Consider the following 15,694-nt stretch of genomic DNA (forward strand, 5'->3'; position numbering starts at 1 on the left):
TGGTTTGAAGAGATTTTCGAAGAGTATAAAATGAAAAAGGGTGGCGGGGATATATTATCCCTTGTCGCCACCACTTGTAAGTCCTGAAACAAAGTTCTTTTGTAGGAAGAAGAAGAGAATACAGATTGGAAGGGCAATGAGGATAGCACCTGCTGAGAAGTAGGCAATCTTCAAGTTTTTCACATTGCTAACGAAGGTTTGGAGACCTACGGCAACAGTAAAGTATTCTTTCTCACGAAGCAAGAAACTAGAAAGGATATAGTCTCCAAAAGGTCCCATGAAGGCCCAGAGAGCTTGTACGGCAACCATTGGGCGAACAAGTGGAAGAACAATTTGCCAGAAGCGGCGGAAGTGTCCTGCACCGTCTAGTTTTGCAGATTCGTCTAGAGACATTGGCACTGTATCGAAGTAGCCTTTCATGAGCCAAGCATTCATCGGGATACCACCACCAACGTAGAGGAAGATGAGGAACCAGCTGTGGTTAAGGGCGTTCAACATAAGCGCCATAACGAAGAAGGCTGTCAAAGCGGCCATGGTTGGCACCATTTGGATGATCAAGAAGAAGACCAAACTTTGTTTACGAGCCAAGAAGTTGTAACGGCTGTAGGCATAACCAGCAAGTACGATGATACTTGTTTGAACCGCCATGGTAATCAAGGCGATGATCAAGGTATTGAGATACCAAGTACCGTATAGAGTTTCAGTAAAGAGTCCTTTAAAGTTATCAAAATTGAAGTCGATGTTAGTATCGAGTTTAAAGGCCGCGACGTTACCTGCTTTAAAGGCTGACATGATGGTAATCAAAAGTGGATAGATAATCACGATTGATAGGCCAATTAAGTAGAGGTAAGTAAGGGTTTGAGTCAGTCTACGTTTGAGTTTAATTGAGTTATTCATCTTAGACATCCTCCATATCAAATGCGTGTAGTTTCTTGAATGCGATCATAGAGATTGAGATGACAATGATAGAGATAATCAAGGTAACAGCTGCCGCCATTGAGTATTGAGGAGATGTACCTGTTGTCAAACGGTAGATCCATGAGATCAAGATATCTGTTGAACCAGCTCCCCCTCCGACACTACCAGGACCTCCACCATTGAAGAGGTACATGATAGAGAAGTTGTTAAAGTTGAAGGTGTATTGGCTAATCAAAGTAGGTGCTGCAACAGCCAAGATCATTGGGAAAGTGATGTTGCGGAATTTTTGCCAAGCATTGGCACCGTCAATATAAGCTGCTTCGTAAAGGTCGTTAGGAATAGATTGCAAGATACCCAAAGTCAAAACGTAGATATATGGGAATCCAAGCCAACCTTGCATCATAATCAAGGCAACCTTAGTCCAAGTAGGGTCTGTTTTCCAAGGGATAAGAGCCCCATCAAGGAAAGGAAGGAATTTAGCAAAGATCGGCAAGACTTGAGTATTGATAGCACCGACACTATCGTTAAACATGTTTGAGAATGTCAAGATAGTGATGAAGGCTGGAACAGCCCAAGGAAGAAGGAAAATAACACCAAAGATACGTTTTCCTTTGATAAATGGTTGGTTAGCAATGATAGCTGTGAAGATACCAATCACGATCTGTAAAGTTGAGGCAGATAAAGCCCAGATGATAGTCCAAGAAAGAACAGAACCAAAGGCAGAACGGAAGGTACTCAAGCTCCAAATGTTTGTAAAGTTGGTCAAACCAACCCAATCCAACAATTTGTTTGGTGGCAAGTGTTGGAAGTCATAGTTTGTGAAGGCGATCATCAAGGTTACGATAACTGGGAAGATAATCGCAAAAGTCATGGCAACATAAGATGGAATGATCAAGAGGTAAGGGAAACCATTTTCATAGATTCCTTTGATCATTTCTTTAAAGGTAAGTGCTACTGGTATGCCATTGTTAATGTGTTTGGCAGTTGTATGTGCATCTTTGATATTTGCGAAATAAAAGAGTACATAAACGACTACAAAGATTAAATGGAAGGCACCACGAATCAGCATGAAGAGGGAATTATCACGACCTGGCTTGTCACCAAGAGTGATGAGGTTGCTCAATTCAGGGGCTGCAAGTGCTAGGAAGTAAAGGACAAATACGATGGTTACACCAAGGAAGATAAAACCTTTGGCTTTTTGTTTATTGTAAATCTGTCCTAACCCAGGAATGATAGACAGCAGGGCTGCTTTACTAGGTTGTTGCTTTTCCATAATAACTCCTTTCATAGGATACTGGTTTCTAATTAAAACCTAAACTATATATGTTTTCGATTGATAAATTCAAAGGGGGATTTGATTTCCACCCCCCTTGAACAAATTTTTTATTCACCAAATTTTTGTTTGATTGTTTCTTTGATCAATGTTACAGCATCGTTAGCAGCTGTTTTAGCATCTTTCTTACCACTTACAGCTTCAAACAACATTGTTTTAGCTGGGTCCCAAACAGCTGACATTTGAGAGATGTTTGGCATTGGTTGAGCGTTCTTGAACTGTTTGATAACAGCTGTTGTCAACTCATCATTTTTACCTTCAGCGTATGAACGAGCTTCAGTGTTAGCTGGGATTTCATTAGTTTTATCGTAGAAGGCTTTTTGTTGTTCAGTTGAAACAAGGAAGTCTACAAATTTTTGAGCAGCTTCAAGGTTCTTAGTGCTTGATGGGATGATCCAAGCTTTACCACCACCAAATGCTGCGTAGTCTTTTCCGTTTGGAAGAGTTGGGATAGTTGCAACACCGTAGTTTACTTTAGCGTCTTTGAAGGCTTGAGCTTTCCAAGGTCCATCGATGATAGCAGCTGTTTTACCTTCTTGGAATTGAGTTTGGATTAGGTTTCCAGCTCCTTCAGTATCTTGCATACCTTTAGGCCATTTTTCATACCAAGTTTTAGCGTATTCTACACCTTTGATAGCGCCGTCGTTTGCAAGACCGATGTCTTTAGCGTCTTTACCGTTTTGTCCGAATACGTAACCGCCGTTACCAGCAAGAAGTCCGTATGCAAAGTAGAAGTTTGTCCAGTCAGCTAGGAAAGCAGAAGTTTTTCCATCTTCTCCAGCGAATGCGTATTTGCTATCTTTAGCAAGGTTTTCCAAGTCAGCAAATGTTTTTGGAGCTTCTTTTACCAAGTCTTTGTTGTAGTACATAACAAGTGACTCGATAACGGCAGGAGCACCGTAAACTTTACCGTCAGCAGCTGTTACAAGAGATTTAGTTTTATCATCTGTTTTAGCACCGTCGCTCAATTTCACTTCTGAAAGTTGTCCGTCAGTACCAAGGCTACCTACACGGTCGTATGGAGCCATCATAACGTCAGGAGCTTGACCTGATTGGTTGTCAAGAGAAAGTTTGTCAAGCCCACCCATTTGGTCACCAGATTTGATGTTAACTGTTGTTCCTGATTGTTCTTTATAAGCTTTAGCTACTGTTTCAGCATAAGCTTTGTATTGGTCCTCAACGTAAAGAGTGATTTCTTTCGCTTCAGATGAACCAGAATCAGCAGGCTTATCAGCAGTTTTGCTTCCGCAAGCTACCAAAAGCAAGCTAGCAAGTGTAACAGTTCCAAGCACAGCAGCGCTCTTCATGAATTTAGATGACATAGTGTATTCCTCCTAAAGAATAACAAATTTTATAATGAGGAAACGCAAACGTTTTCCTTTATGGGACTAGTATAACACAATTGGAAAGCGGTTGCAAGTATTTTTTGTAAAAATTTTTAAAAAAATTGTGAAAAAAGTAAACGCTTCATCGTCATATAATAGTAGAAAATCCCAAAATCTATTTTGTTTTAAATTTAAAAAAGTTGAGAAAACGATTGCCTAATTTACAAATGGAAAGCAGAAAGGATTCTCACTTTATTTTTGCTTAATAAGATAAGTGAAACCCTTATTCCTATTTTGTTTGTTTCCTGAAAGAATATATATACAAGTATGAAGAAAAACTTTTAAAAAAATAATCAAAAAAGTTTTTTAAAACCGCTTGCATTTATCGAGAAAATGAGATATACTAATAATAGCGCAAACGTTTGCGTTCGTAAAAATGTAATATCTAACTATAAACACATGAGGTGCTTATTATGAAAAAACGTCAAAGTGGTGTGTTGATGCACATTTCTTCTCTTCCAGGAGCATACGGAATCGGATCATTTGGTAAAAGTGCTTACGACTTCGTTGATTTCTTGGTTCGCACAAAACAACGTTACTGGCAAATCCTTCCACTAGGAACAACTAGTTACGGAGATTCTCCTTACCAATCTTTCTCAGCCTTCGCAGGGAACACTCATTTTATCGATTTAGATATCTTGGTGGAACAAGGCTTGTTGCAAGCAAGTGATCTTGAAGGAGTTGACTTTGGTAGCGATGCATCTGAAGTTGACTATGCGAAAATCTACTATGCACGTCGTCCTCTTTTAGAAAAAGCAGTAAAACGTTTCTTGGAAGTAGGAAATGTTAAAGATTTTGAGAAATTTGCTCAAGACAACCAATCATGGCTTGAACTCTTTGCAGAGTATATGGCTATCAAAGAGCATTTTGACAATCTTGCTTGGACTGAGTGGCCAGATGCAGATGCTCGTGCTCGTAAAGCTTCAGCACTTGAAAGCTACCGTGAGCAATTGGCAGACAAGTTGGTTTACCACCGTGTGACTCAATACTTCTTCTTCCAACAATGGTTGAAATTGAAAGCTTACGCTAACGACAACCACATCGAAATTGTTGGAGATATGCCAATCTACGTAGCGGAAGATTCAAGCGATATGTGGGCAAATCCACATCTCTTCAAGACAGATGTTAACGGTAAGGCGACTTGCATCGCAGGATGCCCACCAGATGAGTTTTCTGCAACTGGTCAGCTTTGGGGTAACCCAATCTATGACTGGGAAGCAATGGACAAAGACGGCTACAAATGGTGGATTGAACGCTTGCGTGAAAGCTTCAAAATCTACGACATCGTTCGTATTGACCACTTCCGTGGTTTCGAATCTTACTGGGAAATCCCTGCTGGTTCCGATACAGCAGCACCTGGTGAGTGGGTGAAAGGTCCTGGCTACAAGCTTTTTGCAGCCGTTAAGGAAGAACTTGGTGAGTTAAACATCATCGCAGAAGACCTTGGTTTCATGACAGACGAAGTTATCGAATTGCGTGAACGTACTGGCTTCCCAGGAATGAAGATTCTTCAATTTGCCTTCAACCCAGAAGACGAAAGCATCGATAGCCCACACTTGGCACCTGCTAACTCAGTTATGTACACAGGAACACACGATAACAATACGGTCCTTGGTTGGTACCGTAACGAGATCGATGATGCAACTCGTGAATACATGGCTCGCTACACTAACCGTAAAGAATACGAAACAGTGCCACATGCTATGCTTCGTACAGTCTTTTCATCAGTTAGCTTCATGGCAATTGCAACTATGCAAGATTTGCTAGAATTGGATGAGGCAGCTCGTATGAACTTCCCATCTACCCTTGGTGGAAACTGGTCTTGGCGTATGACTGAAGATCAATTGACACCAGCTGTCGAGGAAGGCTTGCTTGACTTGACAACAATCTATCGCCGAATCAATGAAAATTTGGTAGAATTAAAGAAATAATACAATATCAGGAGACACCTTAAACATGTTATCACTACAAGAATTTGTACAAAATCGTTACAATAAAACCATTGCAGAATGTAGCAATGAAGAGCTTTACCTGGCTCTTCTTAACTACAGCAAGCTTGCAAGTAGTCAAAAGCCAGTTAACACTGGTAAGAAAAAAGTTTACTACATTTCAGCTGAGTTCTTGATTGGTAAACTTTTGTCAAACAACTTGATCAACCTTGGTCTTTACGACGATGTTAAAAAAGAACTTGCAGCTGCAGGTAAAGACTTGATCGAAGTTGAAGAAGTTGAATTGGAACCATCTCTTGGTAATGGTGGTTTGGGACGTTTGGCTGCCTGCTTTATCGACTCAATTGCTACTCTTGGTTTGAACGGTGACGGTGTTGGTCTTAACTACCACTACGGTCTTTTCCAACAAGTTCTTAAAAATAACCAACAAGAAACAATTCCAAATGCATGGTTGACAGAGCAAAACTGGTTGGTTCGCTCAAGCCGTAGCTACCAAGTGCCATTTGCTCACTTCACATTGACATCAACTCTTTACGATATCGATGTACCTGGTTACAAGACAGAAACTAAGAACCGCTTGCGTTTGTTTGACTTGGATTCAGTTGATTCTTCAATCATTAAAGACGGTATCAACTTTGACAAGACAGACATCGCTCGCAACTTGACTCTTTTCCTTTACCCAGATGATAGTGACCGTCAAGGTGAATTGCTCCGTATCTTCCAACAATACTTCATGGTTTCAAACGGTGCGCAATTGATCATCGACGAAGCAATCGAAAAAGGAAGCAACTTGCATGACCTTGCTGACTACGCAGTTGTACAAATCAATGATACTCACCCATCAATGGTTATCCCTGAATTGATCCGTCTTTTGACTGCTCGTGGTATCGAACTTGACGAAGCAATCTCAATCGTTCGTAGCATGACTGCCTACACTAACCACACAATCCTTGCTGAAGCCCTTGAAAAATGGCCTCTTGAATTCTTGCAAGAAGTGGTTCCTCACTTGGTACCAATCATCGAAGAATTGGATCGTCGCGTGAAAGCAGAATACAAAGATCCAGCTGTTCAAATTATCGATGAGAGCGGACGTGTTCACATGGCTCACATGGATATCCACTACGGATACAGCGTTAACGGAGTAGCAGCACTTCACACTGAAATCTTGAAAAATTCTGAGTTGAAAGCTTTCTACGACCTTTACCCAGAAAAATTCAACAACAAAACAAACGGTATCACTTTCCGTCGTTGGCTCATGCATGCTAACCCAAGATTGTCTCACTACTTGGATGAGATTCTTGGAGAAGGTTGGCACCATGAAGCAGATGAGCTTGAAAAACTTTTGTCTTATGAAGACAAAGCAGCTGTCAAAGAAAAATTGGAAAGCATCAAGGCTCACAACAAACGTAAATTGGCTCGTCACTTGAAAGAACACCAAGGTGTGGAAATCAATACAAACTCTATCTTTGATATCCAAATCAAACGTCTTCACGAGTACAAACGCCAACAAATGAACGCTTTGTACGTGATTCACAAATACCTTGATATCAAAGCTGGTAACATCCCTGCTCGCCCAATCACAATCTTCTTTGGTGGTAAAGCAGCTCCAGCCTACACAATCGCTCAAGACATTATCCACTTAATCCTTTGCATGTCAGAAGTTATTGCTAACGATCCAGCAGTAGCTCCACACTTGCAAGTAGTTATGGTTGAAAACTACAATGTTACTGCAGCAAGCTTCTTGATCCCAGCATGTGATATCTCAGAACAAATCTCACTTGCTTCTAAAGAAGCTTCAGGTACTGGTAACATGAAATTCATGTTGAACGGAGCTTTGACTCTTGGTACTATGGACGGTGCTAACGTGGAAATCGCTGAGTTGGTTGGTGACGAAAACATCTACATCTTTGGTGAAGATTCAGAAACTGTTATCGACCTTTACGATAAAGCAGCATACAAATCAAGCGAATTCTATGCTCGTGAAGCTATCAAACCATTGGTTGACTTCATCGTTAGCGATGCAGTTCTTGCAGCTGGAAACAAAGAGCGCTTGGAACGTCTTTACAATGAATTGATCAACAAAGACTGGTTCATGACTCTTCTTGACTTGGAAGACTACATCAAAGTCAAAGAGCAAATGTTGGCTGACTACGAAGACCGTGACGCATGGTTGGATAAAGTTATCGTTAACATTGCTAAAGCAGGATTCTTCTCATCTGACCGTACAATCGCTCAGTACAACGAAGATATCTGGCACTTGAACTAAGATACAAGATTTATACTAATACACTTTCCTATAAAGCGAATTTCGATTGAAATTCGCTTTTTTTGAATGCTGTGGATTTGAGTCAATCTTGAATTAAAAAGAGAGAAATCATAGACACATTGAACGCTTAAAATGCTGGTTTTTACTGTCTTCAGCCTTATATTTCTTTGTAGTTGATTACCTCATATTTCTTGTATTCGCTTACACAAAGTATTATAATATGATTGTAGGAAAGAAGGTGTTTTTATGTGGAAAAAATATTTTTCAAAATATAAATGGACTGATTTATTTTGGATTCTATTTGTTATTTTAACATGCCTATTGGCGGGTAATAGTAATCTTTACCCCCTTACCCATCAAGAAATCTCTTATCATGGGTGCTTATCGGGAATTACACTTGCCTTATTTCACTTGCTATTTATTGATAAGTTTTTTATTTCGAATCGAAAATAAATGGAGAAGCTAAAAGCTTTAAATGTTTTAGACTTTTGGGATCGATAGTTTAAAAATTGAAATTTAAAACCGCAGATCTTCTTGAAATGCGGTTTTTTGTGTCAATTATAGTACTTTCCCAACCAGAATCTCAGCCTCAATAGTAATCTCTTTCAGTTGGCTCCAGTCAATCTTAGTCTGGTCAACGTGAAAGAGGAGAGGAGTCATACTGAGTAGGGCTTGGAGCTGATCTGCTGTGATAGTCTTAGTCAGAGAGGCCGTTTGGTTAGATAGGATGGTAAAGTGCTCCTGAAAATGCTCCTTGATATCTTGGTTGGAATAATCCTTGTTTGTTAACTGGTCTTGTACCTTCTGACGGATTTCCTTGAGGTGATTTTTAGTTGGAATAACCTTTATCAAGATGCCGTCTTTGGATAAAACGCGACGAAATTCTCCATAGTTAGCAGGTGAGAAGATATCAAGCAGGATATCCATGCTGGCGTCTCTTATAGGAAGACGAGCCAAGTCGCCAACGAACCAATTGACTGCCCAGTTGGGTTCGCTCTTGGCAGCGATTTGGACCGAATCTTTGGAGATGTCAAAGGCATAGAAGGTTTTGTCAGGATGACTTTCTTGGAGTTTGCGAGAATAGAATCCTTCGCCACAACCGATATCTAAAATTGTTTTGGCATTTTTTGAGTTTGAAAGTAAATCAGAGACGGCCTCTAAAATAGCTTGATAAAAGCCAGCTTCTAGGATTCGTTGACGGTTTTGAAAATTTTCCTTGTCGTAATTAGCGGATTGCTTGATTTGGGGCGCCAGATTGACATAGCCGAATTTTGACAGATCAAAAGAATGGTGATTGCTACACTTGAGACTGCTAGCTACTAGAGGTAGCTTTTCTTGACAGATGGGACAGGCAAAGGCAGTAGCAGAAGCAAAACGTTGAAGTTTGGGTTTGAGATTTGTATTCATAGTTTAAGTGTATCAAAAGAGGCAAATGAAAGCAACTTTAGGAATAAGTAGATGGGAGATTCAGTAGAAATAAAACTAATTCTCCAATTTATGGAATGAAATTGCTTTTATATCTAAATTGCTATATAATAATGATAAGGAGGAAATAAGTATGTTAAAAGAAGTACTAACCGTTGCAAAAGTTGCGAAAAAATCATCACTCTTTTTGGGTGGTGTCGCATTTGGTACCCTTGGTTTGAAAATCTTGGCAAGTAAGGAAGCTAAAAAAGGTTATTCTAAAGCTTTGGCTAAGGCTTACAAGTTGAAAGACGGGCTAGATGCATCTGTTTCTGTTATGAAACAACATGGAGACGATGTCTTGCAAGATGCCAAATATTTGTACGAGCAAGAGAAAAAAGAAGAGCAATTAGATAGCCTTATAGGAGAATAATATGTCTTTTAAAGTGCTACATAGAGGATACCAACATATCCGACTATCATCTTCTTTTTCACTCACCTTGGATATTCAAGACTATCTTCGTTCCTTGGCGAGAGATGAAAAGGGAATTGAGTCTATCCAGTTTTACATGGATCAACAGCACTTTACTCTACGCATAAAAGAAGGCTTTTCTGTATTAGATAATGCAGAAGCCTTTTTAAAAAGAATTGATAAAGGGAAAGTTTCTGAGTTGATGACTCTTCCCATTCGTAGAGAAGAGAGTGCTTATTCTATTGTTTCAGGTGCAGCGATTAAGCGTGTACTTTTTCGTAGTTTTGTGCCGTATCCTATTCGCTATATATGGACTTGTTATCAGGCTTTTGGCTATATTAGAGAAGCCTATCAGACTCTAGCGTGTAAGGAGCTAACGATGGAGGTCTTAGACTGTTCGGCGATTTTATTGTCCTTGTTTATGAACCAATCCAAGACAGCTAGCAATATCATGTTTATGCTTGATTTGGGGAATCATTTAGATCAGTGGTCCTTGAAAAAAACTGCAACAGATTTAGAACAAAGCCTTCTTGCAAAAGAAAGCGATGTATTCTTGGTACAGGGCGATACGGTCGTTAGTATCAAGAGTTCCGATGTTCAAATAGGAGATGTCTTGGTTCTATCTCAAGGAAATGAAATTCTGTTTGATGGACAAGTAGTTTCAGGTTTAGGTATGGTCAACGAAAGTTCCTTGACAGGAGAGAGTTTTCCAGTTGAAAAAAGAGAGTCTGATTTGGTTTGTGCAAATACAGTATTAGAAACTGGAGAGTTGCGCATTCGTGTAACCGATAATCAGATGAATAGCCGTATTTTACAGCTGATTGAGTTGATGAAGAAATCTGAAGAAAACAAGAAAACGAAACAACGCTATTTCATCAAGATGGCGGATAAGGTCGTCAAATATAATTTCTTGGGGGCTGGTCTGACTTACCTATTAACAGGTTCTTTTTCTAAGGCTATTTCATTCCTATTGGTCGATTTCTCCTGCGCTTTGAAAATTTCTACTCCTGTAGCTTATTTGACAGCTATCAAGGAGGGGTTGAACCGTGAAATGGTGATTAAGGATGGAGATGTTCTGGAGAAATATCTGGAAGTTGATACTTTCTTGTTTGATAAGACGGGAACAATCACAACTAGCTATCCTATAGTTGAAAAGGTGTTACCTTTTGGGGATTATAGCGAGGAAGATATTCTCAGAATCAGTGCCTGTCTTGAGGAACACATTTATCATCCTATTGCTAATGCCATCGTCAAGCAAGCCGAGATAGAGGGAATTGAACATGAGGAAATGCATGGGAAACTTCAATATATTGCAAGCAAGGGAATTAAGTCCCATATTGATGGCCAACCAGTTGTTATTGGGAATTATGTTTTGATGCAGGATGAGCAAATTCATATCAGTTCAGAACAAAATGCTTTAATTGAAGAGTACAAGAGTCACTACAATCTCTTATTTTTGGCTTATCAGAATGAATTGATTGGAATGTTCTGTATTCATACTCCGTTGAGAAAAGAAGCAAAAGCAGCCTTGGAGAAACTTAAGGCACAAGGGAAAAAATTGATTCTGGCAACAGGGGACACCTTGGTTAGAACAGAGGAATTAGTCAAAGATTTGCCCTTTGATCAGGTCTATACAGACTTGAAACCTGATGGGAAATTTGAGCTAGTAGAGGAACTGCAGAAAGCAGGTCACACTATTTTGATGGTTGGATATGGCTTGAATGACTCAGCTGCTCTAACCCTATCAGATATCGGTGTGGTGATGAATGAGAGTGCAGATATTTCTAAGCAGATGAGCGATATCTTATTGTTAGATAATCGTTTGGATTTCTTCCAAGAGTTGGATTGGCTATCATCATCTTTGCAAACACTCATCAAGAAGAATATTCAAGATACCGTTGTAGTAAATAGTAGTTTGATTGGCTTTGGCTTATTTAATTGGCTCAGTCCTTCAAATCTCTCTATCTTACATAATCTAACAACCTTGCGCATAGTCCTGCGTAGCCTGTCTATTAAGGCTAGATAGATGTGGTTATCAACAACAAAAAGGAGTTACCTTTCTCGAGGTTAACTCCTTTTTTATAGGTAAATGTTGAACAGTTTAGTAAGTCAATACAAAATATTTCTTCTTGCCGCGACGGATAACAGTCAGTTCGTTCTCTAACTTATCAGCGTCACTCAAGACATAGTCAAGGTCTTGGATGCGGTCACCGTTGACGTAGATAGCTCCGTTTTGGACGTCTTCACGGGCTTGGCGTTTTGAGTTGACCACACCAGATGCCACGAGGAGTTCCACGATATTGTGGTTTTCGTCTGCTTGTACTTGGTAGTTTGGTACTCCACGAAGTCCTTGTTTGAGCTCTTTGACAGAAAGGTTTTTGATGTTTCCTGCAAAGAGTTGCTCAGTGATGTTGAGGGCTTCTTTGTAAGCTTCTTCGCCGTGAACAAGTGTTACGACTTCACGAGCCAAGACTTTTTGAGCCAAGCGTTCGTGTGGAGCTGCTTCAAACTGCTTGCGGATATCTTCAATCTCATCAAGTGACAAGAAAGTAAAGATTTTCAAGAAGCGAACAGCGTCAGCGTCCATAACGTTCATCCAGAATTGGTACATTTCGTATGGGGAAGTCTTTTCAGGATTGAGCCAGACTGCGTTTCCTTCTGATTTACCAAATTTCTTACCAGTTGCATCTGTGATCAATGGAACAGTGATAACGTGGCCAGTCTTGTCAGCCTTACGACGAAGCAATTCGGTACCAGCTGTCATATTTCCCCACTGGTCAGAACCACCGATTTGAAGGGTAACGTTGTAGTCTTGGTTAAGGACGAAGAAATCGTAACCTTGCATGATTTGGTAGGCAAACTCAGTGTAAGAAATCCCTGTTTCAATCCGTTTTTTCACAGACTCCTTGCTCATCATGTAGTTGACAGTGAAGTATTTTCCGATATCACGGAGGAAGTCAATGAAGCTGATGCTGCCAAACCAGTCGTAGTTGTTGACCATGACAGCCTTGTTTTCGCCATTTTCAAAGTCAAGAAAACGAGAAAGTTGTCCTTGGATAGACTTGACCCAGCCATCTACTGTGTCTTTTGTTTGGAGACTACGTTCAGCATCTTTGAAGGACGGATCTCCAATGAGACCTGTAGCACCGCCAACGAGCGCATAAGGTTTGTGACCTGCTAGTTGCAAGCGACGACTTGTCAAGATTGCGACAAGATGGCCTAGGTGAAGGCTGTCAGCAGTTGGATCGTAGCCAGTATAATAAGAAACTTGACCTTCTTCTAGGGCTCTACGCAAAGCTTCTTCATCAGTCGTTTGAAAAATCAAACCACGCTCTTTTAGCTCATCAAAAATGTGCATGTGTCTTTTCTCCTTTTTAAAAATATTGTTTCTACCTATTGTATCACAAACTTGGGCAATAGCCTAGTAGAATAGGGAAGAAAGTGGCTATTTTATTGAAAGTTTACCTTTTATGGTATAATAGTTACAGTGAGGAAATCCATGCAAAATCAATTAAATGAATTAAAACAAAAAATGCTGGAATTTTTCCAGCTAGTAAAATCAAAAATAAATCATAAAAAATCAGAGAAAGTCTCAGAAGAGAAGCAGTCGGATGGGACAGGTGGGAAAGTTCTGGCTATCCTAGGTAGCATTTTAGTTGTTATCAAGGGAATTTTGAATACTCTCTTTATTCTAGGCTTTATCGGTGGGCTTTTTGGTGCTGGTGTAGCTCTTGGTTATGGAGTTGCTTTGTTTGACAAGGCCAAGGTTCCCCAATCGGAGGACTTGGTCAAGCAGGTTAAAAATATTTCTTCCATCTCAGAAATTGTTTACGCAGATGGGAGTGTCATTGCTTCTATCGAGAGTGATTTACTGAGAACTTCTGTCTCATCTGAGGAAATATCGGACAATCTCAAAAAGGCTATCGTTGCAACTGAGGACGAACATTTTCTTGAACATAATGGGGTTGTGCCAAAAGCTGTGATTCGGGCGACTTTGGGAACCTTTGCAGGTTTGGGCTCATCTAGCGGGGGCTCGACCTTGACCCAACAGTTAATCAAACAACAAGTGGTTGGAGATGCTCCGACTTTGGCTCGTAAGGCTACAGAAATTGTTGATGCCCTTGCCTTGGAACGCAACATGAGTAAGGATGAAATATTGACCACCTATCTCAACGTTGCTCCCTTTGGTCGAAATCATAAAGGGCAGAATATTGCAGGTGCCCAGCAAGCTGCTGAAGGGATTTTCGGTATCGATGCCAACAAGTTGAGTATTCCCCAAGCTGCCTTCCTAGCAGGTTTGCCACAGAGTCCGATTACTTATTCACCTTATGAAAATACTGGAGAGTTAAAGAGTGATGAAGATTTAGAGCTTGGTTTGAAACGAGCTAAGGATGTTCTCTATAATATGTACCGTACGGGTGCCTTGACTCAGGAAGAATACGACCAGTACAAGGATTACAATCTCAAACAAGACTTTTTGCCATCAGGAACTGTCAATGCTGTTTCAAGAGATTACCTTTACTTTACGGCTATGTCTGAAGCAACAGATCGTATGTATGATTATTTAATTCAGCAGGACAATGTCTCTAGTCAAGAGTTGAAAAAGGAAGCGATTCAAAAGGCATATCATGAGCGTGCTGAGCAGGAACTCAGTAATGGTGGCTACAAAATCACTACAACGATCAATAAAAAAATCCATAACGCCATGCAAAATGCAGTTGCTAACTACGGTCGTTTGGTAGATGATTCGACTGGGCAGCCTGAAGTAGGGAATGTTTTGATGGACAATAAAACGGGGGCTGTTCTAGGCTTCGTTGGTGGTCGTAATTACCAGACAAACCAAAACAATCACGCCTTTGATACCAAGCGTTCGCCAGCCTCTACAACCAAGCCTTTGCTGGCCTACGGTATTGCCATTGACCAAGGTTTGATGGGAAGCGCTAGTATCTTGTCAAATTATCCGACAAAATTCTCTAATGGCAATCCTATCATGTATGTGAACAGTCCAGGTACAGGCATGATGACTCTGGGTGAAGCCTTGAACTATTCATGGAATATCCCAGCCTATTGGACCTATCGCATGCTTCGTGAGAAGGGTGTAGATGTCAAGGGTTACATGGAGAAAATGGGTTACGAGATTCCGGAGTACGGTATCGAAAGTCTGCCTATGGGTGGTGGGATTGAAGTCACAGTTGCCCAGCATACAAATGGTTATCAGACACTAGCTAATAACGGTGTCTACCATCAGAAACATGTGATTTCTAAGATTGAATCATCTGATGGTAGAGTAATCTATGAATTCCAAGACAAACCAGTTCAAGTGTACTCGAAGGCAACAGCAACGATTATGCAGAGTTTGCTTCGTGAGGTGATTTCATCCCGAATCACTTCAAGTTTCCAAACAGACTTGACTTCTATCAATTCAAGCTTAGCTCGTGCAGACTGGATTGGGAAGACTGGTACAACCAATGAAGACGAAAATATGTGGCTCATGCTTTCGACACCAAGATTGACTCTAGGTGGTTGGCTAGGGCATGATGACAACCGCCCAATGGCTAAGGGTGCTGGGCATTATCGAAATGCCAAATATATGGCTTACTTAGTCAATGCTATCCAACAGGCTGAGCCTGGTGTTTGGGGCAATGAACGCTTTAGTCTTGATTCTAGTGTGACTCAATCTCAGGTTCTCAGATCTACAGGGCAGAAGCCAGGCAAAGTGTCCGTTAATGGAAAAACAGTTGATCTTTCAGGTTCTACTGTAACGAGCTATTGGGCTAATAAAGCGGGAGCTCCTACAACAAGCTATCACTTTGCTATTGGAGGAAGTGAAGCAGATTATCAAAATGCTTGGTCAAGTATTATTGGTAGTTTCTCATCTACGCCAAGTTCAAGTAGTAGTTCTAGCAGTACATCAAGTTCATCATCTACACAACCAAATAGTAGAAGATAGGAAAGTGGCATTGATTG

Annotated in this window: 11 protein-coding genes; 6 read left to right on the top strand and 5 right to left on the bottom strand. The window is 40.5% G+C overall.

What is annotated here, in order from left to right; genetic code table 11:
• Positions 1-54: 54 nt before the first annotated feature.
• The 3 genes from HMPREF2764_RS00165 to HMPREF2764_RS00175 all read right to left on the bottom strand — a co-directional run bounded on the left by HMPREF2764_RS00165 (position 55) and on the right by HMPREF2764_RS00175 (position 3,573).
• On the bottom strand, positions 55-897 hold the full coding sequence (locus HMPREF2764_RS00165) for a sugar ABC transporter permease (protein WP_033675775.1): 843 nt from the start codon (positions 895-897) through the stop codon (positions 55-57).
• Between the two features lies 1 nt (position 898).
• Positions 899-2,191, bottom strand: coding sequence for a sugar ABC transporter permease (locus tag HMPREF2764_RS00170; RefSeq protein ID WP_070526262.1), 1,293 nt, complete (start codon positions 2,189-2,191; stop codon positions 899-901).
• A gap of 110 nt (positions 2,192-2,301) precedes the next feature.
• Entirely contained in the window at positions 2,302-3,573 is a 1,272-nt protein-coding gene (locus HMPREF2764_RS00175; protein ID WP_000095473.1) for an extracellular solute-binding protein, read from the bottom strand.
• A 476-nt stretch (positions 3,574-4,049) separates the two neighbouring features.
• Here HMPREF2764_RS00175 and malQ point away from each other — a divergent pair, with 476 nt between their 5' ends.
• The 3 genes from malQ (at position 4,050) to HMPREF2764_RS10215 (ending at position 8,304) form a co-directional block, all read left to right on the top strand.
• Complete coding sequence (malQ, locus tag HMPREF2764_RS00180) at positions 4,050-5,567, top strand: 4-alpha-glucanotransferase (RefSeq protein ID WP_070526263.1); 1,518 nt, start codon at positions 4,050-4,052, stop codon at positions 5,565-5,567.
• Positions 5,568-5,592: 25 nt separating this feature from the next.
• A complete protein-coding gene (gene glgP / locus HMPREF2764_RS00185) occupies positions 5,593-7,851 on the top strand; it encodes a glycogen/starch/alpha-glucan family phosphorylase (RefSeq protein ID WP_070526265.1) in 2,259 nt (752 codons plus the stop codon).
• A 246-nt stretch (positions 7,852-8,097) separates the two neighbouring features.
• On the top strand, positions 8,098-8,304 hold the full coding sequence (locus tag HMPREF2764_RS10215; protein ID WP_000265676.1) for a hypothetical protein: 207 nt from the start codon (positions 8,098-8,100) through the stop codon (positions 8,302-8,304).
• 105 nt (positions 8,305-8,409) lie between these two features.
• Here the strand turns inward: HMPREF2764_RS10215 and HMPREF2764_RS00195 are convergent, their stop codons facing one another.
• Positions 8,410-9,258, bottom strand: coding sequence for a putative RNA methyltransferase (locus HMPREF2764_RS00195; RefSeq protein WP_070526268.1), 849 nt, complete (start codon positions 9,256-9,258; stop codon positions 8,410-8,412).
• 151 nt (positions 9,259-9,409) lie between these two features.
• On the opposite strand from HMPREF2764_RS00195, the gene HMPREF2764_RS00200 reads away from it, so the two are divergent.
• Both HMPREF2764_RS00200 and HMPREF2764_RS00205 read left to right on the top strand, forming a co-directional pair.
• Positions 9,410-9,688 (top strand): DUF6110 family protein, encoded by a 279-nt coding sequence (locus HMPREF2764_RS00200; RefSeq protein ID WP_004258701.1) that lies wholly within the window; start codon positions 9,410-9,412, stop codon positions 9,686-9,688.
• Position 9,689: 1 nt separating this feature from the next.
• Positions 9,690-11,753: a heavy metal translocating P-type ATPase gene (locus HMPREF2764_RS00205; RefSeq protein WP_070526270.1), complete on the top strand. Its 2,064-nt coding sequence runs from the start codon at positions 9,690-9,692 to the stop codon at positions 11,751-11,753.
• Positions 11,754-11,828: 75 nt separating this feature from the next.
• Here HMPREF2764_RS00205 and tyrS read toward each other — a convergent pair whose 3' ends face one another.
• Positions 11,829-13,085 (bottom strand): tyrosine--tRNA ligase, encoded by a 1,257-nt coding sequence (gene tyrS, locus HMPREF2764_RS00210; RefSeq protein WP_033685316.1) that lies wholly within the window; start codon positions 13,083-13,085, stop codon positions 11,829-11,831.
• Between the two features lie 141 nt (positions 13,086-13,226).
• Between tyrS and pbp1b the strand changes: the two genes are divergently transcribed.
• Positions 13,227-15,677, top strand: a complete 2,451-nt coding sequence (pbp1b, locus tag HMPREF2764_RS00215) for a penicillin-binding protein PBP1B (RefSeq protein WP_070526272.1) — start codon at positions 13,227-13,229, stop codon at positions 15,675-15,677.
• Positions 15,678-15,694: the final 17 nt, after the last annotated feature.

The organism is Streptococcus sp. HMSC073F11, assembly GCF_001810785.1.
Taxonomy (GTDB): Bacteria; Bacillota; Bacilli; order Lactobacillales; family Streptococcaceae; genus Streptococcus.

Coding starts and splice junctions, on each gene's coding strand:
- HMPREF2764_RS00165 (WP_033675775.1), bottom strand. CDS start 897: ATGAATAACTCAATTAAACTCAAACGTAGACTGACTCAAACCCTTACT.
- HMPREF2764_RS00170 (WP_070526262.1), bottom strand. CDS start 2,191: ATGGAAAAGCAACAACCTAGTAAAGCAGCCCTGCTGTCTATCATTCCT.
- HMPREF2764_RS00175 (WP_000095473.1), bottom strand. CDS start 3,573: ATGTCATCTAAATTCATGAAGAGCGCTGCTGTGCTTGGAACTGTTACA.
- malQ (WP_070526263.1), top strand. CDS start 4,050: ATGAAAAAACGTCAAAGTGGTGTGTTGATGCACATTTCTTCTCTTCCA.
- glgP (WP_070526265.1), top strand. CDS start 5,593: ATGTTATCACTACAAGAATTTGTACAAAATCGTTACAATAAAACCATT.
- HMPREF2764_RS10215 (WP_000265676.1), top strand. CDS start 8,098: ATGTGGAAAAAATATTTTTCAAAATATAAATGGACTGATTTATTTTGG.
- HMPREF2764_RS00195 (WP_070526268.1), bottom strand. CDS start 9,258: ATGAATACAAATCTCAAACCCAAACTTCAACGTTTTGCTTCTGCTACT.
- HMPREF2764_RS00200 (WP_004258701.1), top strand. CDS start 9,410: ATGTTAAAAGAAGTACTAACCGTTGCAAAAGTTGCGAAAAAATCATCA.
- HMPREF2764_RS00205 (WP_070526270.1), top strand. CDS start 9,690: ATGTCTTTTAAAGTGCTACATAGAGGATACCAACATATCCGACTATCA.
- tyrS (WP_033685316.1), bottom strand. CDS start 13,085: ATGCACATTTTTGATGAGCTAAAAGAGCGTGGTTTGATTTTTCAAACG.
- pbp1b (WP_070526272.1), top strand. CDS start 13,227: ATGCAAAATCAATTAAATGAATTAAAACAAAAAATGCTGGAATTTTTC.